This window comes from Alistipes megaguti (assembly GCF_944320325.1).
GTDB lineage: Bacteria > Bacteroidota > Bacteroidia > Bacteroidales > Rikenellaceae > Alistipes > Alistipes megaguti.
The window spans coordinates 1-25,329 of the sequence record NZ_CALUHA010000015.1 but is presented as its reverse complement, the minus strand read 5'-3'; the positions used below and the strand labels follow the sequence as shown (position 1 = coordinate 25,329).

The following is a 25,329-nucleotide window of genomic DNA, read 5'->3' as shown; positions in this document are numbered from 1 at the left end:
GCGTATGAAACGATTCATAATACTCTGTCTGTCGACGCTCGGCCTGCTGACCGCAGGCTGCGTCAAGGAGCCTGAACTCGATGCCTCGAAACTCTCCGAAGGCGAGGTATGGGCCACGCTCGATTTCGGATACACCGATTTCGAGAAAATTCAGGTCACCACCCGCTCGACGCTCGGTCTGATTGCCGAATCGCGCGTCTCGAACCTCTATGTCTTCCTCTTCGACCGCAACGGGAACCGCGTCTACGGCCACTACTTCGACTACGACAACAAACGGTCGACCCGCCCCGAGGTCGTTGCGGCCAACGTCAACTGCTGGATGGTCGACAACCTCATGAATGAAGGCGAGCAGACCCGCGGTACGATACGCATGAAGATTCCCCAGCTCTCGGGCGGTACCTTCTACCTGGTGGCCAACCTCGATACCGACATGTTCAACATCTCGGCCGATAAGTTCAGCTTCATCCGTACGCGCGCCGAACTCGAGGCCATGGCGGCCGTGCTCAATCAGGAGATCACCTCCCGCAACGGCATGTTCCCCATGACGGGTCTGGCCGAAAACATCACCATTACCGAAAACGGAATCACCTCCCAAACGGGCGGCAAGGTCGAAATACCGCTGACCCGCATGGATTCGAAGATCGAAGTCCGCATCCGTCCCGCCGTCGGCAACGAAACCCACGTCGACAACGGAGGTACGGAGACCATTCAGCGGATCAAGGGGTTCACTCCCGAATCGTGGCATGTTGTCAACCTGCCCAAGGGTTCGTTCCTGGTCGAACATCCCGTTACGGACGCGGGCGGCTACGACGCAGATAGCGGATTCTTCGACAGCCCCGAGGTCAACTTCGAAACCCAGACCGAAGAGAGTTTCTCCTACGTCAACGGCAACGGAACGCAGACGACTGTCACGGCTCCCGTCTACGGGTTCTCGTTCTATGCCTACGAAAACCGGCCCGCAGCCAAAAAGAGCGTTCCGGAATACCATCTGCGCGACAAACGGATCAAGGATGAGGCAGGGGCCTACGATACGACAAACGGATTGTGGGAGTATGCCCCCGAGACGGCCACCTATCTGGTCATCAAGGGCGAAGTGGTCATGGATGTCGACGTCAGCTCGGAGGCCAAAACTCAGACACTCAACGCTTCGGTTGTCTACTACATCCACCTGGGAGACATTGCCAACGACCTGAGCGACTTCGGTGTCAAGCGCAACACGCACTACACCTATACCGTCACCATCAAGGGCGTGGAGAACATTCAGGTCGAGGTGTCGACCAACGTCGAGAATGAATCCGGCGCCACGGGACACGTCTACATCGCCAAGGAGTCGATCTACACCTTCGACGCCCATTACGGCCAGCGTGTCTTCGCCTTCGACCAGGAGTCGATCACCTCGGAGGATGTCACCTGGTACGTAAAGACTCCGTTCGGCCGCGAGGGCATGCCCGAGGTAGTCAACGGCGCCGAGATCCCGAACGGTCTGGACTACAAGTGGGTGACGTTCCGCATCAACGAGATCGAGCCCTCGGGGCAGTACAGCCACCGCAACCGGAGCTACCACCCCGACGAGGTGATGGACGTCATCGAATTCTGCAGCTACATCCGCGAGCAGAAGACCCTCTTCGATAACAACCGGCCGAACGACTTCCGTCTGGAGGAAGATCCCGAACTCAAGCGGCAATACCCCGACCGTCCGGACATCTACAACCGCTACCGGATCTACGCTACGATCTTCGTCGACGAATACTACTACGACAAGGACCCCATCTCGGGCGAGGTAAGGTCGACGCTCTGGAAGGAGTTCATCAACCAGCCCAACCGTACGATGCACATCCTCTGCGACACGGATTTCAGCGCCGACGGCGACAGTTCTACGACCGGCAGCGTCGTGACCATCCGTCAGCACTCGATCCAGTCGATCTTCGACACCACGAACGAGGAGCTCAGCACGGCCTGGGGCGGCGAGACAATCGACGAAACCGAAGGACACCTCTGGTTCTACAACCGCACCGAACGCCACGGTACCGAGTCCTACAACTGGATGGACTTCGGCAATACCTCCCGCTCGAACGGACTCTACAACACGGCCCGACTCTGGGAACTGACCGACGGAAACGGGAACTTCAGCTACAAGCAGTGGAACGATTACCTCGATTACGACCGCGAGAACGACCATGAACAACTCTTCCTCAAGGACGATGACAATATTGCGACAGCCCGCTATACCTGTCTGATGCGCAACCGCGACGAAGACGGCGACGGCGTCATCGAGGCCTCGGAAATCAAATGGTATCTGGCGTCGATCCAGCAGTTGACGGCGCTCTACGTCGGCGATCAGGGCCTCTCGAACGACGCCAAACTCTACGACCGCTACAACGGTTACGGAAAGAATGACACGGACGAAAACGGTTCGATCTATTGGCGCCGCCACATCATCAGCAGCACGCGTTGGGGTGGCTCCGCTCTGGCCAACTACCCCACCATGCTCTGGGCCGAAGAGGGACTCTCGACGAGTGCCTACCAGCAATACAGCACGGGCAACGATGCAAAACCAGGCCGATACACCGTCCGCTGTGTTCGCAACCTGGGTATGGACCCCGCCAGCGAGTCCGAAGCCGTGGCCGCCATGAACGACGTCAACCACACGCCCGAATACTCGATCCGCTTTCAAACCGTCGAGGAGAACAATAACTCCACATCGGTCTACAAGTTCGACATGTCGCGGGTCAACAAAAAATCGACCCGTTACTACACCTCCCGCGAACTGGAACCCGGCGACGAGTACTCGGAATCGGCCCGCGTCTATCCCGCATTCGAAACCGGTCCGCTGGTGACCTTCACCGGCGGCTACAACGCCCTGAAAGATATGATCGAACGCGGCGAATCGCCCTGTCCCGACGGATACCGTGCTCCGAATATCCGTGAGGCCAGTCTGATGTCGAACTACATCACGTCGGATGTGAATACGAACTGGTGGAACAACCGGTATTCGCTCGTCAATACCTCCTATTCATTCGGAGAGTTGGGCAAATTCTACGACTGGGGCATATCGTGGTACTGCACCGGCAATCACGTTACCATCTCACAACCCAGCAACGCCACCTCGATCCGCTGCGTGAAAGATATCAAATAAACCGACGGGCGGAACAACCGCAAACTCTTCCGGAAAACAAGCCGGGAGGCAGATCCTTCGATCTGCCTCCCGGCTTTTCCGTTTTCACCATCCGCGGACGTCAAGCCGGGCTCCGGAATCAAAAGGAGCATTCCCGACCTCCGCTCCGGGAGTCTTCATCGGAATCGGGTTCGATGGCCACCTTGATCACCCCGTCGTCGTGGTGCTCGAAGAGGTAATAGGCTTCGTCGATCCGGCTCAACGGGTAACGGTGCGTGATGAACGGCGTGGTATCCAGTTTGCCCGCCTCGATCAGCCGGAGGATCTCCGCACAGTCGCACCCGTCGACGCCGCCGGTCTTGAAGGTGAGGTTCTTGCCGTACATCTCGGGCAGCGGAAGCACCTGCGGCCGGTCGTAGAGCGCCACGACCGTCACGATCGCATTGGGACGTGCACACTCCCACGCCAGACGGAAGGTATCCTCACCGCCGGCCACCTCCAGCACACGGTCGGCTCCGCCGTGGTCGCTGTGACGGAGGACAAAGTCGCGGCATTCGGCCGGACCCGTCACCAATACCTCGGGATAATGGTCGCGGACGAATTGCTGCCGCTCGGGATCCCGTTCGCAGACGATCACCCGTCTGGGCTGCCGAAGCCGCACGCAAAGCAGCGTACAGAGCCCCGTCGGGCCGGCTCCGAGGATCAGGACCGTATCTTCGGGAGTGATCTCCGAGATGCGCGCCGCCCAGAAGCCCGTAGCCAGGATGTCCCCGACGAACAGCGCCTGCGAATCACTCACGGAGGCGGGAATCGGGGTCAAACCCTGATCGGCATGGGGCACCCGCACGTATTCGGCCTGACCGCCGTCGATCCGGCAGCCGAGAGCCCAGCCGCCGTCGGGATCGGTGCAGTTGTTCACGTAGCCGTGGCGGCAAAAGAAGCACTCGCCGCAGAAGGTCTCGACGTTGACCGCCACCCGATCCCCCGGACGGACCGTGGTCACACCGGCTCCGACGGCCTCCACCACGCCGACCATCTCGTGTCCGACGGTGATGCCCGGAACGGCCCGCGGCACACTCCCGTGTTTGATATGCAGGTCGCTCGTGCAGATGCTGCCGAGCGTCACGCGGACCAGCGCATCGCGCGGATCCAGCAAACGGGGCATCGGCTTGTCGAGCAGCTCGAAACGCCCCTTTTCAACATACGTGCAGGCTAACATGAATACCTCTTTTTTTTATCTCGCGCAAAGATAACCATTCGCGTCCGATATTGCACAAAAAAAGAAGGGAATTCAGAAGGTTCGCCAATCCCGGAGGGAAGAGCGACACGGAGGAAGCCGGAGTTGGAACCGATCTGCTGATCAGCGGCCGATCAGCAGATCGTCGAGACGGACCTTCGGCACGTAGTGCACCCCCTCGCGCCGGTAATAGGCATGACTTTCGCCGGCCGCGATCTCGGTCAGTTCGATCCGTTCGGCACCCCGGCCGATGGCCAGAATCAGCAGCGGGTCGAGAGGCAGGCCGAGCGTCTCCCGCACCCGCGCGGGGTTGAAAGCCCCGATGCAGATGCCGTTCAGCCCGATCTCGGCAGCCCGCAGCAGCATGCTCTGCGCCGAGATGCCGAGGTCGATATCCACATAGCGATCTTCGGGGACCGTCGAACAGATGACGATAAAGGCGTTGGGTTCGGTGCCGGGCAGCGGAAGGTGCAGTTCGGGGAGCGCCGCCCCGAGGCGGATCAGCGGCAGCAGCTGCGGCGCCTCGTCGGCAAGGACCGGTCTAAAGCGAAGCACCTGCTGGTTGCGGGCCGACGGAATGCGGGTATTGACCTCGATCAGGGTCCGCAACTGGTCCACCCGGACCACAAAACGGGGATCATACCCCCGGTAACTGCGATTGCGGAGCAAGAGTCTGGTAAGTGTCACGGCGGGCCGGTGTACGGGAGCCTCGGCCCGCGCCCGATACTCCTCCATCTTCCGTCCCAGGTAGTTGTCAGCCATATATGTTCAGAATGATTTGCCGCCGCAAATTACAAAATCCCCGGCGGAAAAGCAAGATCCCGAAACCGGGCGGGCGGTTTCGGGATCGAAAGACGGAGTCGTCGGCGCGGATCAGGCCGCAGCGGTGTGTTTGCGGACGATGCGCATGAACTCCTCGCCGGTGATCGTTTCGCGCTGCACGAGATAGTCGGCCGCCTCGTCGAGGATCGCACGGTGCGACGAGAGGATCTCCCGAGCCTTCCCGTGGGCCTCCTTCACGATGCGCAACACCTCACGGTCGATATCGGCGGCCGTCTCCGAGGAGCAGGTCAGTGAATTGTCGCCCCCCAGATAGGCGTTGTTGACCGTCTCGAGCCCCATCATGTCGTACTTGTCGCTCATGCCGAAGCGGGAGACCATGGCGCGGGCCAGCCGCGTGGCCTGCTCGATGTCGTTCGAGGCCCCGGTGGTGATGCTTCCGAAGACCAGCTCCTCGGCCGAACGTCCGCCCGTCAGCGTTGCAATGCGGTTGAAGAGGTTTTCGCGGCTCAGCAGTACCTGTTCGCCCTCGTCGACCTGCATCGTATAGCCAAGGGCTCCCGACGTTCGCGGAATGATCGTGATCTTGTGAACGGGCGCCGAGTCGGTCTGCAGGGCAGCCACCAGCGCATGGCCGATCTCGTGGCAGGCAACGATGTGCTTCTCCTCGGCGGTGAGCACCGAATGCTTCTTCTGCGCCCCGGCCAGCACCGTCTCGACACTCTCCTCGAGATCGGACGTCGTCACCGAGCGGCGCCCCTCGAGATCGGGCAGCTCCATCTGGATGCGGCGGTCGAAACGTCCCGGACGCAGCAACGCCCGATCGAGGCTCTCGGGACGGTTCGTGGCGGCCAGAATCACGACGCCCTTGCGGCCGTCGAAGCCGTCCCACCGGTTTGTCACAACAATGTCACATTCATGTCGCACGGGCGAAAAAACGTTCGCATTCCTTTGTCGTGTCAACAGGAATAGTGAGATGTCCGAAACCAAACACTTCAAGACCATCGTAATGTCCGATGTCCACCTCGGGTCGAAATGGTCGAAAGCCAAGGAAGCCAACCGTTTTCTGAAGTACCATACCTGCGACACGCTGATCCTCTGCGGCGACATCATCGACGGCTGGGAGCTTCTGCGCGGACGGCGCGAAAAGTGGAAACGCCGCCATACGAACTTCATCAGCCGCCTGCTCGACCTCCAGCACGACACCCGCATCATCTATCTGCGGGGCAACCACGACGACTTTCTCGACCGCATCCTGCCGCTTCAGTTCGCCAACATCTCCATTCAGAAGGATTACACCTACACGAGTTGCGGGAAGCGTTACTACGTGCTTCACGGCGACGTCTTCGACCACGTGACCTCCTCGATGCGGTGGCTGGCCAAGGCGGGCGACGTGGGCTACTCGCTGCTCATGTGGGTCAACCGGCTCTACAACCGCCGCCGCCAGCGGCGCGGCCTGCCCTACTACTCCGTCTCGCAGCGGATCAAACAGAAGGTCAAGGCGTCGGTTTCGTACATCAGCGACTTCGAACAGCATCTGGTCCGTGTGGCCCGGCAGAAGGGGTGCGACGGCGTCATCTGCGGACACATCCACCAGGCCGACCAGCGGATGATCGGCGAGATGCTCTACCTCAATTCGGGCGACTGGGTCGAGTCGCTGACAGCTCTGGCCGAAGACTACGACGGCACGTGGCGGATCCTCCGCTACGAAGAGGACAAATCCGAACGGTGATGCGTTATCTCTTTGTCATTCAGGGGGAGGGGCGCGGCCACCTGACCCAAGCGCTGTCGCTGGCCTCGATGCTGCGCCGCCACGGTCACGAGATCGTCGGGGTGCTGGTCGGGCGCAGCCCCGAGCGGCGTCTGCCGGAGTTCTTTGTCCGGAAAATCGGCCTTCCGATCACCGAATTCGAGGCCCCGCAGTTTGCCTTCGACCGCTCGAACCGCAGCGTCAGCCTGCTGCGCACGCTGCTGTGCAACCTCTCGCCGCGCCGCGCCAGGGCCTTTGACCGCAGCATGCACCTGATCCGCGACCGCATCCGCGAACTATGCCCCGACCGGATCGTGAACTTCTACGAACTGCTCACCAGCCTGACCGTCCGCCGCTTCGGGATCCACATTCCGATGACGGGCATCGCCCACCAGTTTCTGCTCAACCACTCGCGCTATCCCTTCGCCCGTCACACCGGCATCCAGGGGCGGCTGCTGCGGCTTCATGCCCGACTGACGGCCTGCGGATGTTCGGAACTGCTGGCCCTCTCGTTCCGGCCCGACGAGGCCGACACTCGCCACCACATCCGTGTCGTCCCCCCGCTGCTGCGCCGCGAAGCCCTCAGCGGCGTTTCGTCGAACGGGGATTTCATTCTCGGATACATGGTCAACAACGGCTTTGCACGCGATCTGCGCAGCTGGTGCGGCAACCATCCCCAATGTTCCGTTCACGTCTTCTGGGACCATCCGCTCTCGCCCGAGACGTGGCACGCCGAGGGGCGTCTGGTTCTTCACCGACTCGACGACCGGCTTTTTCTCGACATGATGCGCAGCTGCCGGGGCTACGTCACCACGGCCGGATTCGAATCGGTCTGCGAGGCGATGTACCACGGCAAGCCGATGATGCTCATCCCGGCCCACATCGAACAGCGGATCAATGCCGCCGATGCGGCCGCCTCGGGGGCCGGCATTACGGCCGATCGTTTCGACCTGGACCGATTCAACGCCTTTCTCGCCTGCCGGCCCCAACCCGATCCGGGGTTCCGCCGCTGGGTCGACTCGGCCGAAGGGCATTTTCTGCAACTTCTGACCCGATCGTAAAATCCCGATATGGACTATTCGTTCAACAACCGCGAGTTGAGCTGGCTCTCGTTCAACGAACGGGTTCTGCAGGAGGCGCAGGACCCGAGCGTTCCGCTGCTCTCGCGCCTGCAGTTCCTGGGCATCTATTCCAACAACCAGGATGAATTTTTCCGGGTCCGCATCGCCAACCTGATGCGGCTGAAGTGTTCGCGCAAGCAACGCAACCGACAGCTGCTTGGCGGATATACCCCGGCCGCCCTGCTCGAGGCGGTGAGCCGCCGGGCCGACCGCGGGCAGGAGCTTTTCGTCTCGACCTATCGCGACATTCTCCGCCGGATGGAGGCGTGCGGCATCCGCGTCGTCGACGAAAAACACCTCTCCGAGTCGCAGCAGCGTTTCTGCCGCGACTACTTCGCCACGGTGGTCTCGCCGCGTCTCGTGCCCCTCATCCTGCGCAAATCGGTCAAGATTCCCTTCCTTCCCGACGGAAACGCCTATCTGGGCGTGAAGATGACCTGCGACGAGGAGCGTTCGACCCGCTATGCCGTCGTCTGCATTCCGGTCAGCTCGGCCTGTCCGCGTTTCGTCGTGCTCCCCTCCGAGGAGGGGTACAGCGACGTGATCTTTCTCGACGACGTGATCCGCCTGATGATCGACGACATCTTCTTCATGTTCACCTACGACCGGATCTCGGCCCATACGTTCAAGATCATGCGAGACGCCGAACTGACGATCGACGACGACGTCTCGAAGAGTCTCTTCGAACGCATTGCCGAAGGGGTCGAGGAGCGTCGCTACGGCTCTCCGATCCGCCTGATCTACGACCGTCAAATGCCGCAGGATCTGCTCGACGTACTGGTCGGCAAGCTGAAACTTAAACCCGAAATGCTGGCTCCGGGCGAACGCTACCACCTGATGAAGGATCTGATGAAGTTTCCGCGGGTGCGTCCCGAGCTGCTCACGGCCAATCCCGAGCCGCTGCACCATCGCGACATTCACCCCTTCCAGAGCATTCTGAAGGTGGTGCGGCGCCGCGACCTCTTTCTCAACTACCCCTACCACCCGTTCCAGCACTTCATCGACTTTCTGCGCGAGGCGGCGATTGATCCGCGCGTCGAGAGCATCTTCATCACGCTCTACCGCACGGCCGAACACTCGAAGGTGATCAACGCCCTGGTCAACGCCGCCCGGAACGGCAAACAGGTGGCCGTGCTCGTCGAGTTGAAGGCGCGCTTCGACGAGGAGCAGAACATCGAACACACCGATCTGCTCCAACGCGAAGGGGTGCGCATCCTGCATACGATCGAGGATCTGAAGGTGCACAGCAAGATCGTGCTCATCGAGCGTCACGAAGGATCGGGCCTGCGCGGCTACGCCTACATCGGCACCGGGAACTTCAACGAGGATACGGCGCGCATCTACAGCGACTACGGTCTGCTGACGGCCCATCGGGGCATTGTCGAGGATGTGCGCAACGTCTTCGGCTTTCTGATGAACAGCCACAAGCGCTACCGCTACAAGCACCTGCTGGTCTCGCCCTACTACATGCGCGACGCCTTCACCGAACTCATCGACCGCGAGATCCGCAATGCCCGCAAGGGCCGTCCGGCCTACATCCGGGCCAAGTGCAACTCGCTGACCGACGAGCGGATCATCGAACGCCTCTACGAGGCCGGGCGAGCCGGCGTGGAGATCCGGCTGATCGTGCGCGGGGCCTGCTGCCTGCAGCCTGCGGTCCAGGGGATGAGCGACCGCATCCGGGCCATCAGCATCGTGGACAAGTACCTCGAACACGCCCGGCTCTACCTCTTCGCCAACGGCGGCGACGAGGTGGCCTACATCGGATCGGCCGACTGGATGTCGCGCAACCTCGACCGGCGGGTCGAGGTCTGCACACCGATCCTCGACCGGCAGATTCTGCAATGTCTCCACCGGGTCTTCGACCTGCAGTGGGCCGACAACGTCAAGGCCCGCGACCTGGCCGACCAGGAGCATAACCCCCATATTGAAGCGGCTCCCGGAGCCGAACGCCTCCGCAGCCAGACCGCCCTCTACGACTTTTACAAGGAACAGGAAAAATGATGAATCGAGAGACTTTCGGAGCCATCGATATCGGCTCGAACGCCATCCGGCTGCTGATCGACTATGTGGAACAATACGAGGATCAGCGTACGGAGTACAAGAAGGCTGCCTTCGTGCGGGTTCCCGTCCGTCTGGGCGACGACGTCTTCCTGCGGGGGCATATCGGCAACGACCGTGCCGAGGCGCTGTGCGACGCCATGCAGGGATTTGCGGCGCTGCTCCGGGCCTACGGCGTGCGCGACTACCGCGCCTGCGCCACCAGTGCCATGCGCGAGGCGGCCAACAGCCGCGACATTCTCGAACGCGTGCGGCTTCGCAGCGGCATCACGGTCGAGACGATCAGCGGCGAAGAGGAGGCCGAGACGATCTTTGCGGCCGGGGGACTCAAGGAGCGTCTCGATCCGACGAAAAGCTACCTTTATGTCGACGTGGGCGGCGGCAGCACCGAGATCGTCGTCTACGCCCTGGGGCGGAAACAGGCGGCCGAATCGTTCCGCCTCGGGACGGTCCGCATTCTGAGCGGGGCGACCGACCCGGCCGAATGGAAACGGTTCGAGGAGTGGCTGGTCCGAATGGCCGAGGCCTACCGTCCGACGGTCATCATCGGTTCGGGCGGCAACATCAACAAGGTGCACAAGCTGCTCGAAAAGCGGTCCCGGGAAGCGATCCGCGCCAAGGAACTCACGGCCCTCTATGAGCGGCTGCGGAGTCTGAATGTCGTGCAGCGCATGGAGCAGTTCTACCTGAATCAGAGCAGGGCGGAGGTGATTGTTCCGGCTCTTGGGATCTTCACCGACGTGACACGCCTCTGCCGGATCGGGACGATCGATGTTCCGCGACAGGGACTGGCCGACGGCATCATCCGACAACTTTACCGCCAATATAATCTCCCATACCGGTAAACCATGGAAGAGCACAATCGCCCGCTTGCGGAAAAAACCCGTCGCATCGACCGCGAATTGCGCACCGCAGGTTACATCACCCTCGCCGAGCTGTCCGCCCGGACGACACTCACCGCCGAGGAGCTTCTGCCGGCACTCGGCTGGCTGGCCTGCAAGGGGAGGGGGCGATTCGTCTTGACAAGGAGACGATCCATGCGCTGCAGTCGGAATTTTATTTCTGAGTGGGTGGCAACCGGACAAAAATTTCTATCTTTGTCTGTAACTACCCTACTAAAACGACCGACCGATGAACCGAACCGCACGATGGCTGCTTCTGCTGCCCCTGCTGCTGAACCTCTCCTGCCGACAGACGGCACCGCTCGATACCTGCATCATTCCGCAACCGCAAGAGACTGAACCGCTCGGCGGCGTGCTGAATCTCGAACGCCCGCTCCATGTCGAGATCGAATCTCCCGACTCGGAAGCCCTTGCCGCCTGGATCGTGACCACCGGCCTTCCGCTTGCCGATCCGAGCCGGGAGGGACAGCCGGTCCGTTTTCCGCAACTGCGGCTGGCCTGCAGCGACGACGCCTCACTGCCCGAATCGGAGGAGGGCTACCGGCTCGAGATCACGCGCCGCGGCGTGGAGATCCTCTCGCGGGGCGAAGCGGGCCTCTTCTACGGTCTGCAAACGCTGCAGCAGCTCTACGATCACTACGGCGCGGAACTTCCCTGCCTGCGGATCACCGATGCACCGCGCTTTCCGTACCGGGGCCTGCACCTCGACGTGTCGCGACACTTTTTCGACAAGGAGTTCGTCAAGAAACAGTTGCGGATGATGGCCCGCCTGAAGCTGAACCGCTTCCACTGGCATCTGACGGACGGAGCCGGCTGGCGGATCGAGATCGACCGCTATCCGCAGCTGACCGACGTGGCAGCCTGGCGTCGCGGCGCGACGTGGCAGCAATGGCGCGACGGCGGCCACCGCTACTGTCGGCGCGACGATCCGGAAGCCTCGGGCGGCTACTACACGAAAGCCGACATCCGCGAGGTGGTGGCTCTGGCCGATTCGCTGCATATCACCGTGATTCCCGAGATCGAGATGCCCGCCCACTCGGAGGAGGTGCTGGCGGTCTATCCGGAACTCAGCTGCACGGGCAAACCCTATGCGACGGGCGACTTCTGCATCGGCAACGAGGCGACATTCGAATTTTTGGAACATGTTCTCACGGAGGTCATGGAGCTCTTCCCCTCGGAGTGGATCCACATCGGAGGCGACGAAGCCTCGAAGCAGGGCTGGAAGAGTTGTCCGAAATGCCGGGAACGGATGCGCCGTGAGGGGCTGGCATCGGTCGACGAACTGCAGAACTACGCCGTCCACCGCATCAGCGGGTTTCTGGCCGGACACGGCCGGAGATTGATCGGCTGGGACGAGATTCTGGACGGCGGACTGGCACCCGATGCGGTGGTCATGTCGTGGCGCGGCGAGGAGGGCGGACGGAAAGCCGCCGCAGCGGGCCACGAGGTGGTGATGACCCCGGGGTCGCACTGCTACTTCGACGGCTACCAGGACAATCCCACCACCGAGCCGCAGGCCTTCTCGGGCTATCTGCCGCTGCGCAAGGTCTACGCGTACGATCCGGCGCCGGATGCGATGCCCGGCCGCGAATGGATCCGGGGCGTGCAGGCCAACCTCTGGACCGAATACATCCCGACCCCCGAACAGGCTGAATACATGCTCTACCCGCGTCTCTTCGCGCTGGCCGAGGTGGCGTGGAGCCAACCCGGGCAGAAGGATTTCGACGATTTTCACCGCCGGGCGCTCGACCTCACCGAGCGGATCCGCCGGGCGGGCTATAACGCCTTCGACCTCGCACACGAAGCGGGCGAACGCCCTGAATCGCTCACCGAGACGGATCATCTGGCCCGCGGCTGCCGGGTCGACTACGCCACACGATGGCGGGATCAGTATGCGGCCGGCGGAGAGACGGCTCTGACCGACGGCCTGCGCGGTTCATGGAGTTACGGTACGCGCTGGCAGGGATTTCTCGATGATATTGACGTGACGATTGATCTTGGCACGACAAAGCCTCTGCACGAGATCACGGCGGACTTCATCCAGTGGTTTTCGGCGTGGGTATGGCTTCCGGTGCGGGTTGAGATTGCGGTTTCGGACGACGGCCGCGAATTCCGCACGCTGGCCACCCTGACGAACGACTACCCCGAAGAGGCCGAACGCCCCGAATACCGTGCCTTCGGCTGGCAGGGCGAGGCCCGGGGGCGTTATGTCCGCTACCGCGCCTGGCGCAACGACCGTCCGGGCGGCTGGCTCTTCACCGACGAGATCATCGTCCGCTGATCCGCCCCCCCCGACGTCCCGACACCCCGACACCCGACACCCCGACCAACAGAGCGCCGGTCCCGGAGATCACCGGAGCCGGCGCTTTTCGTTCGTCAGCCCTGCCCTCCGGCACAGCCGACCATCGCGTAACGGCAACGCCTATCCGACGTACTCGTAACCCAGCCGGTCAATGGCCGCAATGACCTTCTTCGGGTCGAACGTTCCCTCGACGTGAGCCGTTCCAGCCGCCAGATCGACCTCGACCGACGTCACACCCTCGACCTGCGACAGCCCCCGTTCGACGTTGGCCTTGCAGTGGTTGCACATCATGCCTTTGATCTTGAACGTGTTTTTCATATCCGTATTGGTTTTGGTTTTGCGATAGCGCTTGAAGAGAGCCGCGGCGAGCAGCACGACGAAGAGGATGCTCGATGCGACCTGCCACCAGGGAGTGGCCGCGGCATGCGAACAATGACCGGCCATCATCGTCGACTGCAGGGGCTGAAACCACTCGGCAGGCAGCAGCGTGTCGATCGCCAAACCGAAACCGATGGCCCCGACGATGATGGCCGTCAGATAGAGCAGCAGCGTGCGGCGTCCGAGGACCTTTCCGATGACCAGAATGGCGGCCATGTTCGTGGCCGGTCCGGCCATCAGCAGCACGAGCGCGGCACCGGGCGAAAGACCCTTGAGCATGAGCGCCGCCGCAATGGGCACCGAACCCGTGGCGCAGAGATACATCGGGATCGAGAGCGCCAGCACGAGCAGCATGCCCCACAGCGGGTGCTGCGCCGAGACGGCAAAGAGGTCATCCGGCACGAAGATCGTAATGGCTCCGGCCAGCAGCAGCCCGATGACGAGCCAGCGGCCGATGTCCTGCATCATCTCGCCGAATCCGTAACGCAGCGCCGAGAGGCAGCGCCCGAGGAACGACAGCCGCTTCGGCGCTTCGGCGGAGGCGGTGCAGCTCAACGGAGCCTCGTCGCGGCAGGCAGCACCGACCAGCGCACCGCCGACCAGCGCCGTCGTGAAGGCCGCCACGGGGCGCACCAGCGCAAAGGGCAGGCCGAGCAGTCCGGCCGTTGCCAGAATGGAGTCGACACCGGTCTGGGGCGTCGCAATGAGGAACGAGACCGTGGCGGCCTTCGAGGCCCCCTCGCGGTGCATGGCCATGGCCGTGGGGATCACCCCGCACGAACACAACGGCAACGGCACGCCGAACAGGGCGGCCAGCGCCACCGAGCGGAAGTTGTTGCGGGCCAGATAACGGGCATAGAACCGCCCGGGCACGAAAGCATGCAGCAACCCGGCAATCAGGAAGCCGAGCAGCAGATAAGGCGACATTTCGTTGAGCAGCGCCACGAACGGCATGAGATACTCCTGCATGAGAATCGGTAGTTTTTACGCCGCAAAGATAACCAACCCTCTCCGCCGCGGTGTTACAGATTTCCCGATATTCGTTACAGGATTTTTCGAGGAAGAGAGCCATCGGGGCACTTTCCCTGACGAAGCCCCGCACGCCGCCCTTCACGATGCGCCGACCGCCATGAACGGCCCGACGCCACCACCCGACACCGATCGACGCTATACCTTGTCGAGCGTCTGCCTTCGTCCGCCGCCCGACTGCCGGTATCGGCTCGGGGTCAACCCGGTGACCTGCTTGAACTGGGCGCTCAGATGGGCGACGCTCGAATAGCCGAGCCGGAAGGCGATCTCGGCCAGCGGGAGTTCGTCGTAGATGAGCAGCTCCTTGACGCGTTCGATCTTCTGGGCGATGAAATACTTCTCGACCGTACGGCCCTCGGTCTCGGAGAAGAGGGCGCTGATCTGACGGTAGTCGACGCGCAGCCGCTCCTGCAGATAGTCCGACAGCCGCACGTCGGGCACCACCTCCGAACCGCGCACCAGTTCGATCACGGCACGCTTGACGGCCTCGATCAACCGTTCGCGCCGATCCTCCAACAGTTCGAAGCCCAACGCCTCGAGCCGTGCGGCCAACTCGGCCTTGCGTTCGGACGACAACTCCCCCACGATCTCGGCCTCGCCCAGCCGGACCGATACAACCCGGCAGCCGAACCGTTCGAGTTCGGTGCGGACGACCATCACGCAGCGGTCGCAGACCATGTTTTTGATGCGCAGTACCACGTCGGCAAAGATAGGGAAAACCTCCGAAAAAAACGAGCGGCGGCCCAACCGAAGTCCGACCACCGCCCGCAGCCCGCCGTATGGAGCCATCCGGAGCCGTTCGGAGCATTTAGCGACCCGTCACCCGCATATAACGGGCCATCGCCGTACGATAGGCGGCAAAGGCCGACGTCAGGTTGTTCCGACTTTGGGTGTAGAGGGTTTCGGCATCGAGCAGATCGGTCAGCGGAGCGGTTCCTGCCTGATAGAAATTGCGGTTCTCGCGCAGGTTCTCCGTTGCGGAGTCGACCGAACGCCGGGCCAGCACAATCTGGGCATAAGCCTCCTGCAGGTCGCTCCACGACTTTTCAATCTCCACGGCCAGCATTTCACGAGCCTGCAGACGGTCGTTTTCGGCCTGGTCCTCGCGGATCCGGGCCTTTTTCAGAGCATGAGCCCCGCCCTACCACGCGGAGATCGGCACCGACACCTGGGCAAAAACCATCCCGTCGTCGACATTCTTCTCCGTCATGTTGTAGTAGAGATACCCGGCCCCGACACCGACCGTCGGCAAGCGCTTGCCGCGCTCCATGCGCGTCTGGTACCTCTGTGCCTCAACGTTCTTTTCGGCCAATTGATACTCGACCCTCCGATCGACGGCCTCGATGGTCGAGAGGTTGTCCTTCAGGGCGACGATCTGCCAGTAATAGGTATCGGTCTGCTCGCGCACCTCGCCTTCGGTTTTCCGCACCTGCAGTTGCCCGACCTCCTCGCCCAGGCATGCAAGTTTGTTGCCGTTGACGATTTTCAGGCCGGCGAACACGGGCTGAACGGCCGTCACACAGCCGAACATGCCGCGCTTGACCATCGAGATCGGCAGATTCATCGTCCCCATCTGGGGGATCGTCAGCCCGAAATCGGCCTGCACCAGCCCGTGCTGAGCCTGGAAGGCGCCGCCCGAAGCGGAGATCTGCGGGAAATAGTTCGTCAAGGCCTCGCGACGGGTCTGCAGGGCAGCCTCGAGATCGAAGCGTGCATCTTGCAGCGTGCGGTTGTGCTCGACGGCGGCCTGACGGCACTCCTCAAGCGTGAGGCTCCGGGCCCCGGCCTGCCCGATGGAAAGAAGGCCCGCCGTCAAAAAGAGAGCTATGAATCGTGTTTTCATCACTACTTGTAGATTTTGGAATAGAGAACCGGAAGAATCGTCACCACGAGGATCAGCGACCCGATGCCGCCGGCAAAGATCGTCACGCCGACCGGCGCCCAGAAACTGCTGCCTCCGAACATCATCGGCACCACGCCCACGGCCGTCGTGGCCGTCGTCAGGAAGATGGGCACCATGCGGCGCTTGCCGGCGTCGTAGGCGGCCAGACGCGCCGACCAGTGGCACGTTTTGCGCTTGCCTTCGGCGTGCTGATACATCAGGATGACGTTGCGCACGATCATGCCCAGCAGCGTGATGAATCCCAGCAAGGAGGTCAGGCCGATCGTGAAGCCGGCGATCCACAACCCCACCATCGCCCCGAACAGACAGAGCGACATGGCGGCCATGATGACCAGCGAGATGCCGAACTTGCGGAAGTTGACGAGGATAAAGAAGAAGATGATGACCAGCGAGATGGCCAGTCCGCAGATAATCGGCGGGAGGTTCTCCTCATCGAATTCGCGGGCACCTCCCACCTCGGTTGCAACCCCTTGCGGCAAGCGGAGTTCGTTGTCGATCACGCTACGGATCTCGGCCGTTTTCCGCATGGCATTGACGCCGCGCTGGAGATCGGCCGAAACGGTGATGCAGCGCATTCCGTTACGGTGGACAATCTTCGACTCGCTCCAGCGGGGTTCGACCGAGGCGATCTGGCGCAGGGGGGGGGGCACTCACGCCTGGGACGAGCGACGAGACATACGTATCGGCGACATCCGACAGCGAGCGTTCACCGTCGCAGTCTTCGTTTTTCAGCACAACGGGCACCTTGTAGTCTCCCTCCCAGACCGCCCCGACGGCCACATCGCCGGCCGCAAGAGCCAGATTGGCGGCCGTCATCGTGCGCGTGACGCCCAACTGGGCGGCCGTCACGGGATCGAGCGTCACCTCGGCAATAGCCCGCGGCTCCTCGTAATCGGAGTGGATCCACTGCAGGCCGTCGACAGCGCGCATGCGATCCATCAGACGTTCGGCGGCCACGTGCAGCGAATCGAGGTCATCGCCGTAAAAGCGGAACTCGAGCGAGGGGACATTCTGGTAGTCCAGCTGCTTGAACTTGACGTAAGCCTCGGGGAAACGGTCGGCCCAGCGGTCGGCATACTCGTCGAGGACCTCCTCCGTGGCCTCGATCGACACGGTGTTGACGATAAACTGCGCAAAGTTTTTTCCGGCGATCTGCGGGGCATAGCTCATCTGGAAGCGGGGCGACGAACAGCCTACGAACGACGTGACGGACTTTACCCGATCGTCGGCACGCAGCATCCGGTAGAGGTTCTGCACACGGTCCGTCAGCGAGACCTTACCCTCCGGACGGGGTTGCACGACCGGGATGATCAGCACCTCGAGGAAGGGGATCACCAGCACGGCCAGCAGCAGCGAGACCATCAGATTGATCGTCACCGTCCAGGGGAAGAAATTCAGGAAGTCGCGGAACATGCCCGACAAGGTGAAGAGCAGCGGATAGAAGATCATGCAGATGCAGACCGTCGCCAGAAGCAGCGAGGGGAAGAACTCGCGGGCGCTCTCGACGGCGGCATACCAGCGCGAATAGCCTCGTCCGAGGTAGTCGAGATAGCCGTCGATGACGACGATCGAGTTGTCGACGATCATTCCCAGCACGACGATCAGAGCGGCCAGCGTCACCGTGTTGAACGGGATGCCGCACAGATACATCACCCCGATGGAGATGAACATCGACAGGGGGAATGGTGATGGCGGCCACCAGCGCCACGACTCCGGCCGGCAGCTGGGCCTTGAACGAGACGAGGCCGTGTTTGATCTTCGACCAGACTTCGTCCTTGTTGTTGACATCGTCGTTGAGTTCGACCATCACGTAACACATGCCGTTCTGCGACGTGGAGGTGGCCTTGTGGCGTTTGACCTCCTTGTAGGTCATCAGGAACTGTTCGAGGGGCCTGGCCAGCTGCAGCTCGACCTCTTCGGAGGCAGCGCCGGGATAGAGGCCGACGACCACCCCCTGGCGGATCGTATACTCGGGGAACTCCTGCTTGGGAATGCGCGCCAGCGCATAGATTCCGAAGAGGAACAGACAGCCGATGATGAGGAACGTGATGCGGAAGTTCCGCATGGCCCAGGCTATGACGTTGTTCGAGCTTTTCATTGCAGTACGACTTTGGAACCCTGACCGATCTTCTGCATGCCGTCGACAACGATGCGGTCACCCTCCCGGAGGTCCTCTTCGATCACGACGCCGTTTTCGACGAAGCGTCCCGTGCGGACATCGGCCCTGACGACCGAATCGCCCTGGACACGCCATACGAAACGGGCACCGTTGCCGGCCTGCTGTACGGCCCTCACGGGCACGGCGATCTCCTCGAGGGCCGTTGCGGGCGTCACCGCCACGCGACAAACCATTCCGGGAAGCAGCCGTCCGTCGCGGTTGCCCAACGACGCGCGTACGTCAGCTGCTGCAGACGCTGCGATGCATCGCGGGCCTGTCCGAAAGCGGCCCTGGCGGCCTCGAAGGTCTGGCGGGCCGAGGTAGGATCGAGTTCGGCCAGCAGTTCGCCTTTTCGGACACGGGCGCCCCCGTCGGCACAGACTCTCATCAGGGTTCCCGCGACGGGGAAACTGAGAGCAGCGGAGTTCTGCTCCTCGATCACACCCACATAAATACCGGCATTGATGTCCTCGCGGGGTTCGACGACGAGGGATTCGTCGAGGAGGAGCAGCCGGCCGCCAGCAGGAGCAGGGCTCCAAAAACAGCACGTTTCATATCGAAGAAATTTTTTACATTGGATTTTGGTGCAAAGGAAGGTTTTTCGGGGAGAAGGGGAAAGGCCGGCCCATTGTTTTTTGTTCCAAAGGTTCGATCCGGATCACTGCCGACCTGAAACATTGCACGCTGGTCTCCCACACGATGTTTGTCTGCCCGCCGGGCCGGATCGTCCAGGTGGAGTCGCAGGAAAAGGCTTTCGTATTCCTTATATTGTGTGAAGAGGAGTTCATCAACCGGATCCACATCGACATGAAACAACTTCTGCACCTGTTCATGGCGGTTCGCGAGCATCCGTATCTGACCTTGAGTGACGAGGAGTGGTCGGACATCACGCGTTCACTCGAAGAGATCTCCGGCGAATGGCATCGGCAGCGTCGCGATTCGCTGTCGGAGGAGATTCTGCTCACGCTTTTCCGGGCCCTGGCCTACCGGATCTGCCGGGCGATCGACGACCAGCTCGGGCAACGTTCCGGCGACAAACAGGCCAAAGATACGGCCCGCGGCCGCAATGCCTTCTATTTCAACACATTCATCGAGGAGCTTTCGCGCAACTACATGCAGGAGCGCAGCGTGGGCTTTTACGCCGAGCGGCTCCATCTGACCCCGAAATACCTCACGACGCTGCTGCGCACCACGACCGGCCGCACAGCCACGGAATGGATCGATGAATATGTGGTTCTCGAAGCGAAAAACCTGCTGAAGTACTCGACCATGAACATCCAGGAAATCGCCTACTACCTGCACTTTTCGAACCAGTCGTTTTTCGGCAAATATTTCAAGCAGCATACCGGCATGACCCCGTCGGCCTACCGGTCGATCAAATAGACGAGGAAGCATTTTTCGGGAGTCATCTGCCCAAAATTTTCTATCTTTACGGCCGAAAAAACTACCGTCATGAAAAGCCTGCTCACCACACTCAAGGGACACCCGACGCTCAAGGCGGAGACGACCTACTCGATTCTCTTCACCATCGGCTTCTGTCACCTGCTGAACGACATGATCCAGTCGGTCATCCCGGCCATGTATCCGATCTTCAAGGAGAGCTTCGGCTTCACCTTTGCCCAGATCGGCCTCATCACGCTGGTATTCCAGATCACCTCGTCGATCTTCCAGCCCTTCGTCGGGCTCTATGCCGACCGCCATCCGCAACCCTACTCGCTCTCGCTGGGGATGTGCCTTTCGCTGGCGGGGCTTGTGGCGCTCTCCTTCACCTCGGCCTACGGGGCCATTCTTGCCACGGTAGCCCTCATCGGCGGAGGCTCGTCGGTCTTCCATCCCGAGGCTTCGCGGGTAGCCCAGTTGGCCTCGGGCGGCCGCAAGAGTCTGGCACAGTCGATCTTTCAGGTCGGCGGCAACGGCGGTGCCGCCATCGGGCCGCTGCTGGCGGCACTGATCGTCCTGCCCTACGGCCAACACGCCGTGGGATGGTTTGCCGGCGCAGCGCTGCTGGCCGCCGTGCTGCTGTTGCGCGTAGGCAACTGGTACAGCCTGATGCTCACGGGGCCGAATACACCGCTCCGCAACCGGACGATCACCCCTTGCACGCTTCCGCGCACGAAGATCCGCCATGCGATGTGGATCCTCGTCGTAATGATCTTCTCGAAGTACTTCTACACGTCGTGCATGACGAGCTACTTCACCTTCTTTCTGATCGACCGTTTCGGCGTCACGGTCCAGCAGTCGCAGCTGTGCCTGTTCGCCTATCTGGCGGCCTTCGCCACCGGGACGCTGCTGGGCGGTTTTCTGGGCGACCGCTACGGGCGCAAATACGTCATTCTGTTTTCGATCTTCGGCGCGGCGCCCTTTGCGCTGGCGCTGCCCTACCTGAATCTCTTCTGGACCATCACGATGTCGATTCTCGTCGGGCTGATCATCGCCTCGGCCTTCTCGGCGATTCTGGTCTATGCCACCGATCTGATGCCGGACAAGGTGGGAATGATCTCGGGGATCTTCTTCGGACTGATGTTCGGACTGGGCGGTATCGGCTCGGCCTTTTTCGGATGGCTGGCCGACCATACGAGCATCGAGTTCATCTTCCGGGCCAGTTCCTACCTGCCGCTGCTGGGCATCATCGCCCTGCTGCTGCCGGACATACGCCCCGCGGCGGGTCCCGGATTACAGTCCACTGAACATACAACCCACTAACTGAATATGAAACACATGAAACGTATCACCTTGCTGCTGCTCTTTGCAGCGGGGCTTGCGCTTCCGACGCAGGCCGAACCCGTCACGTTGAAACTGATCTCCTGCAATTTGCGCAACAGCGGCGCCGACGATGGAGCGAATTCGTGGCAATACCGCCGGGAAGCCACTCCGCGGATGTTGTCCGAGGAGGCACCGGATCTGTTCGGCGTCCAGGAGGCACTGGCCGACCAGCTTCAGTTTCTCGATCAAGCGTGCCCGGCCTACGCGCGCGTAGGAGTCGGCCGTGACGACGGCGCCACCCGCGGCGAGACAATGGCGATCTACTATCTGCGCGACCGGTTTGAACTGCTCGACAGCGGCACCTTCTGGCTGAGCGAGACGCCGGATCAGGTATCGCGGGGATGGGACGGAGCCTGCAACCGTACGGCCACGTGGGTTCACCTGCGCGACAAGGCATCGGGGAAGAGCTTCTTCTATTTCAACACGCATCTGGATCACCGCGGAAGCATGGCACGCGAGCTGGGAATAGCACTGCTGACCGAAAAAATCCGAGAGATAGCGGGCCGGAAATCGGCCGTTGTTCTGGGTGGAGATTTCAATTCGTCAACCGAAAGTCCGATCTTCAAGCCCCTGAACCGATGGATGAAGTCAGCCCGCGCAAAAGCCAAACAGACAGACAACAAGGGAACCTATAACGGATACGGAGCAGCGCCCGATACGATTGTCATCGACCACCTCTACTTCCGGGGTCGGATGCATTGCGAACGCTTCGCCACGCTCGACGGCAACTACGGCGTGCCCTACCTCTCGGACCACTACCCGATCGAGATCGTCTTCACACTCTGAGATCGCAGCCACAGCCTGCCGCGCATCATCGGATCACGCGTTACGGTTGTCCTTGCGACAAAAACCCCGGTCACACATGCGACCGGGGTTTTCTCATGCCTGCGGACCGGAAGGCGGCCGTATCCACTTCCCGGGCCCGGGCACCCTCCACCTTGGGACCGGCTTTTAAGCCGGCGCCCCTAGAACCGGTCTCTTAGACCGGTGCCGCGGAGAAAGACCTGCCGAATCAACGGCGTCTGATAGGCATAGGAGAAGAACTCTACGGAGGGCATGGGCCGCGTCACGAAGAAGTTGGCCACCTTACCGGGGGTGATGCTCCCGAAGTCGCGACTCAGCCCCATGGCACAGGCACCGTTGAGCGTTGCGGCGTGAATGGCCTCGGCCGGCGTCATCCGCATGCGGATCGAGGCCAGCGAGACCACCATGCGCATGTTCCCCGAGGGCGACGATCCGGGATTGTAGTCCGAAGCCAGCGCCACGGGCAGCCCGGCAGCGATCATCTCCCGGGCCGGAGGATAACTCATCCCGAGGAAGAAGGCGGCCCCGGGCAGCAGCGTAGGCATCGTCTGCGAACCGCGCAACGCCTCGATCTGGGCCCGGCCGGCCCGCTCGAGATGGTCGACCGAGAGGGCGCCGCACGCAACACCGACCTCGACACCACCCGAAGCGGCCAACTCGTCGGCATGAATCTTCGGCCGCAGACCATACTGACGACCGACAGCAAGAATGCGCCGTGTCTCGTCCACCGTGAAGAAACCCTCGTCGCAGAAAACATCGACAAAATCGGCCAACCCCTCGCGGGCCACCGCCGGGATCATCTCCCGACAGACCAGATCGACATACTCCCCCTGCCGGCCGCGATAGGCCCGCGCCACGGCATGGGCCCCGAGAAACGTGGCCCGCACTTCGAGAGGTGCCGTCTGGCGGATGCGGCGAATGACGCGCAGCATCTTCAGCTCGTCCTCGGTAGAAAGGCCGTAGCCGCTCTTGATCTCCACACAGCCGGTCCCCATGGCGATAATCTCCCACACGCGTTCCATAGCTTGCCGGTAAAGCTCCTCCTCGGAGGTGGCGTGCAGCCGGTCGGCCGAATTGAGAATCCCGCCTCCGCGCCGGGCAATCTCCTCGTAGGAGAGGCCGTGGATCTTGTCGAGAAACTCCTGCTCGCGGCTTCCGGCATAGACCAGATGGGTGTGCGAATCGCAGAACGAGGGAAAGAGCATTCCGCCTTCGGCATCGACCTCTTCATCGGCCGTGACACCGTCCAGCGAAGCCATTTCGCCGAAAGCGGCGATCCGCTCTCCCTCGACCAGCAGCCAGGCGTCGGCCAGTGTTTCGAGCCGATCCATCTCCGCACCGCAGATCCACAGCCGTTCCTCGGGCTGAATGCCGACCACACGGCCGATGTTCTTGACCAACAGCCGTTTCATCGTTCTTCACGCAGAAATTCCACCGAAGCGGCAATGTGGCGACACATCACCTGATCGTTGTCAATGAAGGGGACCCGCTGCCGATAATCAGCGAGCATCTGCTCCAGGGCAGGCGACGTGCGGGCGGGACGCCGGAACTCGATGGCCTGCGCGGCATTGAAAAGTTCGATGGCCAACACGCGCTCCGTGTTACCGACCACGCGCCAGAGTTTCGTGGCGGCGTTCGAACCCATGCTGACGTGATCCTCCTGCCCCTGCGACGAGGGAATCGAGTCGACCGACGCCGGCATGCACAAACCTTTGGTCTGACTGACGATCGACGCCGCGGTATACTGCGGGATCATGAAACCGCTGTTCAGACCGGGATTGGCCACCAGGAACTTCGGCAACTCGCGGGCTCCGGAGATCAGCTGATAGGTCCGCCGCTCGGAGATGTTGCCCAACTCGGCCAGCGCAATGGCCAGAAAATCCATCACCAGCGCAATGGGCTGTCCGTGGAAGTTGCCGGCCGAGACAACCATGTCCTCCTCGGGGAAGACCGTCGGGTTGTCCGTCGGGGAGTTGATCTCGGTTTCAAGCACGCCGGCCACATAGTCGATCGTGTCCTTCGAGGCGCCGTGTACCTGCGGCATACAGCGGAACGAATAGGGATCCTGCACGTGCTTCTTCGGACGCGCGATCAGCTCGCTGCCCTCCAGCCAATGGCGGATAGCGCGGGCGGTGGTGAGCTGCCCCTTGTGGGCGCGGATCTTGTGCACCTCGTCGCAGAAGGGCTCGATGCGGCCGTCGAAGGCATCGAGCGAGAGGGCTCCGATGCGGTCGGCCCACTCGCTCAGCCGCTGTGCGGCGAGCACCGACCAGACACCGTAGGCACTCATGAACTGCGTACCGTTCAACAGCGCCAACCCCTCCTTCGACTGCAGCTCGACGGGCTTCCAGCCCAACTCCTCGAGCACTTCGCCGGCGGGTCTCACACGCCCTTCGCACTCGACTTCGCCCAAACCGAGCAACGGCAGACTCATGTGGGCCAGCGGAGCCAGATCGCCCGAGGCACCCAGCGAACCCTGCTGATAGATCACAGGCAGGATATCGCGGTTGAAAAACTCGACGAGCCGTTCGACCGTTGCCAGCTGCACACCCGAATAACCGTACGCCAGCGACTGAATCTTAAAGAGCAGAATCAGACGGACGATCTCCGAAGGGACGCGTTCGCCCGTACCGCAGGCGTGCGACATGACCAGATTTCGCTGCAGCTGCGCCAGATCGTCGCCTCCGATCGAGATGTCACACAGCGACCCGAAACCGGTCGTAATGCCGTAAATCGGCTGATCGGGATTCTCCATCTTGCGATCGAGATACTCGCGGCAGCGGACAATGCGTCGCCGGGCATCCTCCGAGAGGTCGATCTTCAGGTGGCGTTCCATGATTTCGCGGACGCGGGCCAGCGTCAGCCGCTCCGCCGAGATATGATGATGTTCCATATCAAATAATCGTTGTTACTCGTTTTTTTTCAAAGCGTTGCGCACTAGTTCGTTGTTGGCCGCATGGGGCATCGTCACCTGCAGATCGGGCGTACGCTCCATCTGACGGCGGATGGTGGCCTGTGCCCCCTCG

The 25,329-nt window shown here is 61.7% G+C and carries 21 protein-coding genes and 1 pseudogene; 9 read left to right on the top strand and 13 right to left on the bottom strand.

The genetic code is table 11. The annotated features are described in order from the left end of the window. Window positions 1-4 precede the first annotated feature (4 nt). Entirely contained in the window at window positions 5-3,136 is a 3,132-nt protein-coding gene (locus PUQ42_RS05560) for a DUF4906 domain-containing protein (protein ID WP_273371763.1), read from the top strand. Window positions 3,137-3,254: 118 nt separating this feature from the next. On the opposite strand, the gene PUQ42_RS05555 is transcribed toward PUQ42_RS05560, so the two are convergent. The 3 genes from PUQ42_RS05555 to PUQ42_RS05545 all read right to left on the bottom strand — a co-directional run bounded on the left by PUQ42_RS05555 (window position 3,255) and on the right by PUQ42_RS05545 (window position 6,035). Beyond that, window positions 3,255-4,334 carry an alcohol dehydrogenase gene (locus PUQ42_RS05555; RefSeq protein WP_273371761.1) on the bottom strand — a complete coding sequence of 360 codons (1,080 nt, stop codon included), beginning with the start codon at window positions 4,332-4,334 and terminating at the stop codon, window positions 3,255-3,257. A 141-nt stretch (window positions 4,335-4,475) separates the two neighbouring features. Then, complete coding sequence (locus PUQ42_RS05550) at window positions 4,476-5,114, bottom strand: nitroreductase family protein (RefSeq protein WP_273371759.1); 639 nt, start codon at window positions 5,112-5,114, stop codon at window positions 4,476-4,478. Window positions 5,115-5,225: 111 nt separating this feature from the next. Further along, entirely contained in the window at window positions 5,226-6,035 is an 810-nt protein-coding gene (locus PUQ42_RS05545; protein ID WP_273371757.1) for an AAA family ATPase, read from the bottom strand. Between the two features lie 73 nt (window positions 6,036-6,108). Here PUQ42_RS05545 and PUQ42_RS05540 point away from each other — a divergent pair, with 73 nt between their 5' ends. The 5 genes from PUQ42_RS05540 (at window position 6,109) to PUQ42_RS05520 (ending at window position 13,247) form a co-directional block, all read left to right on the top strand. Beyond that, window positions 6,109-6,864, top strand: coding sequence for a UDP-2,3-diacylglucosamine diphosphatase (locus PUQ42_RS05540; protein ID WP_273371754.1), 756 nt, complete (start codon window positions 6,109-6,111; stop codon window positions 6,862-6,864). After that, a complete protein-coding gene (locus tag PUQ42_RS05535) occupies window positions 6,864-7,943 on the top strand; it encodes a glycosyltransferase family protein (RefSeq protein ID WP_273371751.1) in 1,080 nt (359 codons plus the stop codon). The genes PUQ42_RS05540 and PUQ42_RS05535 overlap by 1 nt, the downstream gene beginning before the upstream one ends. A gap of 9 nt (window positions 7,944-7,952) precedes the next feature. Further along, window positions 7,953-10,007, top strand: coding sequence for a polyphosphate kinase 1 (gene ppk1 / locus PUQ42_RS05530; protein WP_273371749.1), 2,055 nt, complete (start codon window positions 7,953-7,955; stop codon window positions 10,005-10,007). Next, complete coding sequence (locus PUQ42_RS05525; protein WP_087405237.1) at window positions 10,007-10,909, top strand: Ppx/GppA phosphatase family protein; 903 nt, start codon at window positions 10,007-10,009, stop codon at window positions 10,907-10,909. The genes ppk1 and PUQ42_RS05525 overlap by 1 nt, the downstream gene beginning before the upstream one ends. A 286-nt stretch (window positions 10,910-11,195) precedes the next feature. Beyond that, window positions 11,196-13,247, top strand: a complete 2,052-nt coding sequence (locus tag PUQ42_RS05520; protein ID WP_273371745.1) for a glycoside hydrolase family 20 protein — start codon at window positions 11,196-11,198, stop codon at window positions 13,245-13,247. A gap of 141 nt (window positions 13,248-13,388) precedes the next feature. Here PUQ42_RS05520 and PUQ42_RS05515 read toward each other — a convergent pair whose 3' ends face one another. From PUQ42_RS05515 to PUQ42_RS05485, 8 genes and pseudogenes are all read right to left on the bottom strand, one after another. Next, the gene (locus tag PUQ42_RS05515; protein ID WP_273371742.1) at window positions 13,389-14,615 is read right to left on the bottom strand and encodes a permease; all 1,227 of its coding nucleotides are present in this window, start codon (window positions 14,613-14,615) and stop codon (window positions 13,389-13,391) included. A gap of 198 nt (window positions 14,616-14,813) precedes the next feature. Further along, the gene (locus tag PUQ42_RS05510; RefSeq protein ID WP_273371739.1) at window positions 14,814-15,464 is read right to left on the bottom strand and encodes a helix-turn-helix domain-containing protein; all 651 of its coding nucleotides are present in this window, start codon (window positions 15,462-15,464) and stop codon (window positions 14,814-14,816) included. Between the two features lie 19 nt (window positions 15,465-15,483). Next, window positions 15,484-15,801, bottom strand: a complete 318-nt coding sequence (locus tag PUQ42_RS10385) for a TolC family protein (protein ID WP_475652127.1) — start codon at window positions 15,799-15,801, stop codon at window positions 15,484-15,486. Window positions 15,802-15,816: 15 nt separating this feature from the next. After that, window positions 15,817-16,518, bottom strand: a complete 702-nt coding sequence (locus tag PUQ42_RS05505; RefSeq protein WP_475652126.1) for a hypothetical protein — start codon at window positions 16,516-16,518, stop codon at window positions 15,817-15,819. Window positions 16,519-16,520: 2 nt separating this feature from the next. Next, a pseudogene (locus tag PUQ42_RS05500) lies at window positions 16,521-18,676 on the bottom strand (efflux RND transporter permease subunit). Further along, window positions 18,673-18,918, bottom strand: coding sequence for a permuted SH3 domain-containing protein (locus PUQ42_RS05495; protein WP_232009211.1), 246 nt, complete (start codon window positions 18,916-18,918; stop codon window positions 18,673-18,675). Before PUQ42_RS05495 ends, PUQ42_RS05500 begins: the two are co-directional and overlap by 4 nt. Beyond that, window positions 18,909-19,124, bottom strand: a complete 216-nt coding sequence (locus PUQ42_RS05490) for a hypothetical protein (protein ID WP_273371736.1) — start codon at window positions 19,122-19,124, stop codon at window positions 18,909-18,911. Before PUQ42_RS05490 ends, PUQ42_RS05495 begins: the two co-directional genes overlap by 10 nt. 50 nt (window positions 19,125-19,174) lie before the next feature. Then, window positions 19,175-19,561 (bottom strand): hypothetical protein, encoded by a 387-nt coding sequence (locus PUQ42_RS05485; RefSeq protein WP_273371734.1) that lies wholly within the window; start codon window positions 19,559-19,561, stop codon window positions 19,175-19,177. On the opposite strand from PUQ42_RS05485, the gene PUQ42_RS05480 reads away from it, so the two are divergent. The 3 genes from PUQ42_RS05480 to PUQ42_RS05470 all read left to right on the top strand — a co-directional run bounded on the left by PUQ42_RS05480 (window position 19,544) and on the right by PUQ42_RS05470 (window position 22,285). Next, on the top strand, window positions 19,544-20,119 hold the full coding sequence (locus tag PUQ42_RS05480) for a helix-turn-helix domain-containing protein (protein ID WP_232009214.1): 576 nt from the start codon (window positions 19,544-19,546) through the stop codon (window positions 20,117-20,119). The genes PUQ42_RS05485 and PUQ42_RS05480 overlap by 18 nt on opposite strands. Window positions 20,120-20,188: 69 nt before the next feature. Further along, window positions 20,189-21,439, top strand: a complete 1,251-nt coding sequence (locus tag PUQ42_RS05475) for an MFS transporter (protein WP_273371732.1) — start codon at window positions 20,189-20,191, stop codon at window positions 21,437-21,439. Between the two features lie 15 nt (window positions 21,440-21,454). Then, entirely contained in the window at window positions 21,455-22,285 is an 831-nt protein-coding gene (locus PUQ42_RS05470; RefSeq protein ID WP_273371729.1) for an endonuclease/exonuclease/phosphatase family protein, read from the top strand. Between the two features lie 179 nt (window positions 22,286-22,464). On the opposite strand, the gene hutI is transcribed toward PUQ42_RS05470, so the two are convergent. Both hutI and hutH read right to left on the bottom strand, forming a co-directional pair. After that, window positions 22,465-23,715 carry an imidazolonepropionase gene (hutI, locus tag PUQ42_RS05465; RefSeq protein ID WP_273371726.1) on the bottom strand — a complete coding sequence of 417 codons (1,251 nt, stop codon included), beginning with the start codon at window positions 23,713-23,715 and terminating at the stop codon, window positions 22,465-22,467. After that, window positions 23,712-25,196, bottom strand: a complete 1,485-nt coding sequence (gene hutH / locus PUQ42_RS05460) for a histidine ammonia-lyase (protein WP_273371723.1) — start codon at window positions 25,194-25,196, stop codon at window positions 23,712-23,714. Before hutH ends, hutI begins: the two co-directional genes overlap by 4 nt. Between the last annotated feature and the right edge of the window lie 133 nt (window positions 25,197-25,329).

Excerpts from the sequence above, each read along its gene's own strand:
- PUQ42_RS05560 (WP_273371763.1), top strand. The coding sequence starts at position 5 with ATGAAACGATTCATAATACTCTGTCTGTCGACGCTCGGCCTGCTGACC.
- PUQ42_RS05555 (WP_273371761.1), bottom strand. The coding sequence starts at position 4,334 with ATGTTAGCCTGCACGTATGTTGAAAAGGGGCGTTTCGAGCTGCTCGAC.
- PUQ42_RS05550 (WP_273371759.1), bottom strand. The coding sequence starts at position 5,114 with ATGGCTGACAACTACCTGGGACGGAAGATGGAGGAGTATCGGGCGCGG.
- PUQ42_RS05540 (WP_273371754.1), top strand. The coding sequence starts at position 6,109 with ATGTCCGAAACCAAACACTTCAAGACCATCGTAATGTCCGATGTCCAC.
- PUQ42_RS05535 (WP_273371751.1), top strand. The coding sequence starts at position 6,864 with ATGCGTTATCTCTTTGTCATTCAGGGGGAGGGGCGCGGCCACCTGACC.
- ppk1 (WP_273371749.1), top strand. The coding sequence starts at position 7,953 with ATGGACTATTCGTTCAACAACCGCGAGTTGAGCTGGCTCTCGTTCAAC.
- PUQ42_RS05525 (WP_087405237.1), top strand. The coding sequence starts at position 10,007 with ATGAATCGAGAGACTTTCGGAGCCATCGATATCGGCTCGAACGCCATC.
- PUQ42_RS05520 (WP_273371745.1), top strand. The coding sequence starts at position 11,196 with ATGAACCGAACCGCACGATGGCTGCTTCTGCTGCCCCTGCTGCTGAAC.
- PUQ42_RS05515 (WP_273371742.1), bottom strand. The coding sequence starts at position 14,615 with ATGCAGGAGTATCTCATGCCGTTCGTGGCGCTGCTCAACGAAATGTCG.
- PUQ42_RS05510 (WP_273371739.1), bottom strand. The coding sequence starts at position 15,464 with ATGGCTCCATACGGCGGGCTGCGGGCGGTGGTCGGACTTCGGTTGGGC.
- PUQ42_RS05505 (WP_475652126.1), bottom strand. The coding sequence starts at position 16,518 with ATGAAAACACGATTCATAGCTCTCTTTTTGACGGCGGGCCTTCTTTCC.
- PUQ42_RS05490 (WP_273371736.1), bottom strand. The coding sequence starts at position 19,124 with ATGAGAGTCTGTGCCGACGGGGGCGCCCGTGTCCGAAAAGGCGAACTG.
- PUQ42_RS05480 (WP_232009214.1), top strand. The coding sequence starts at position 19,544 with ATGAAACAACTTCTGCACCTGTTCATGGCGGTTCGCGAGCATCCGTAT.
- PUQ42_RS05475 (WP_273371732.1), top strand. The coding sequence starts at position 20,189 with ATGAAAAGCCTGCTCACCACACTCAAGGGACACCCGACGCTCAAGGCG.
- PUQ42_RS05470 (WP_273371729.1), top strand. The coding sequence starts at position 21,455 with ATGAAACGTATCACCTTGCTGCTGCTCTTTGCAGCGGGGCTTGCGCTT.
- hutI (WP_273371726.1), bottom strand. The coding sequence starts at position 23,715 with ATGAAACGGCTGTTGGTCAAGAACATCGGCCGTGTGGTCGGCATTCAG.
- hutH (WP_273371723.1), bottom strand. The coding sequence starts at position 25,196 with ATGGAACATCATCATATCTCGGCGGAGCGGCTGACGCTGGCCCGCGTC.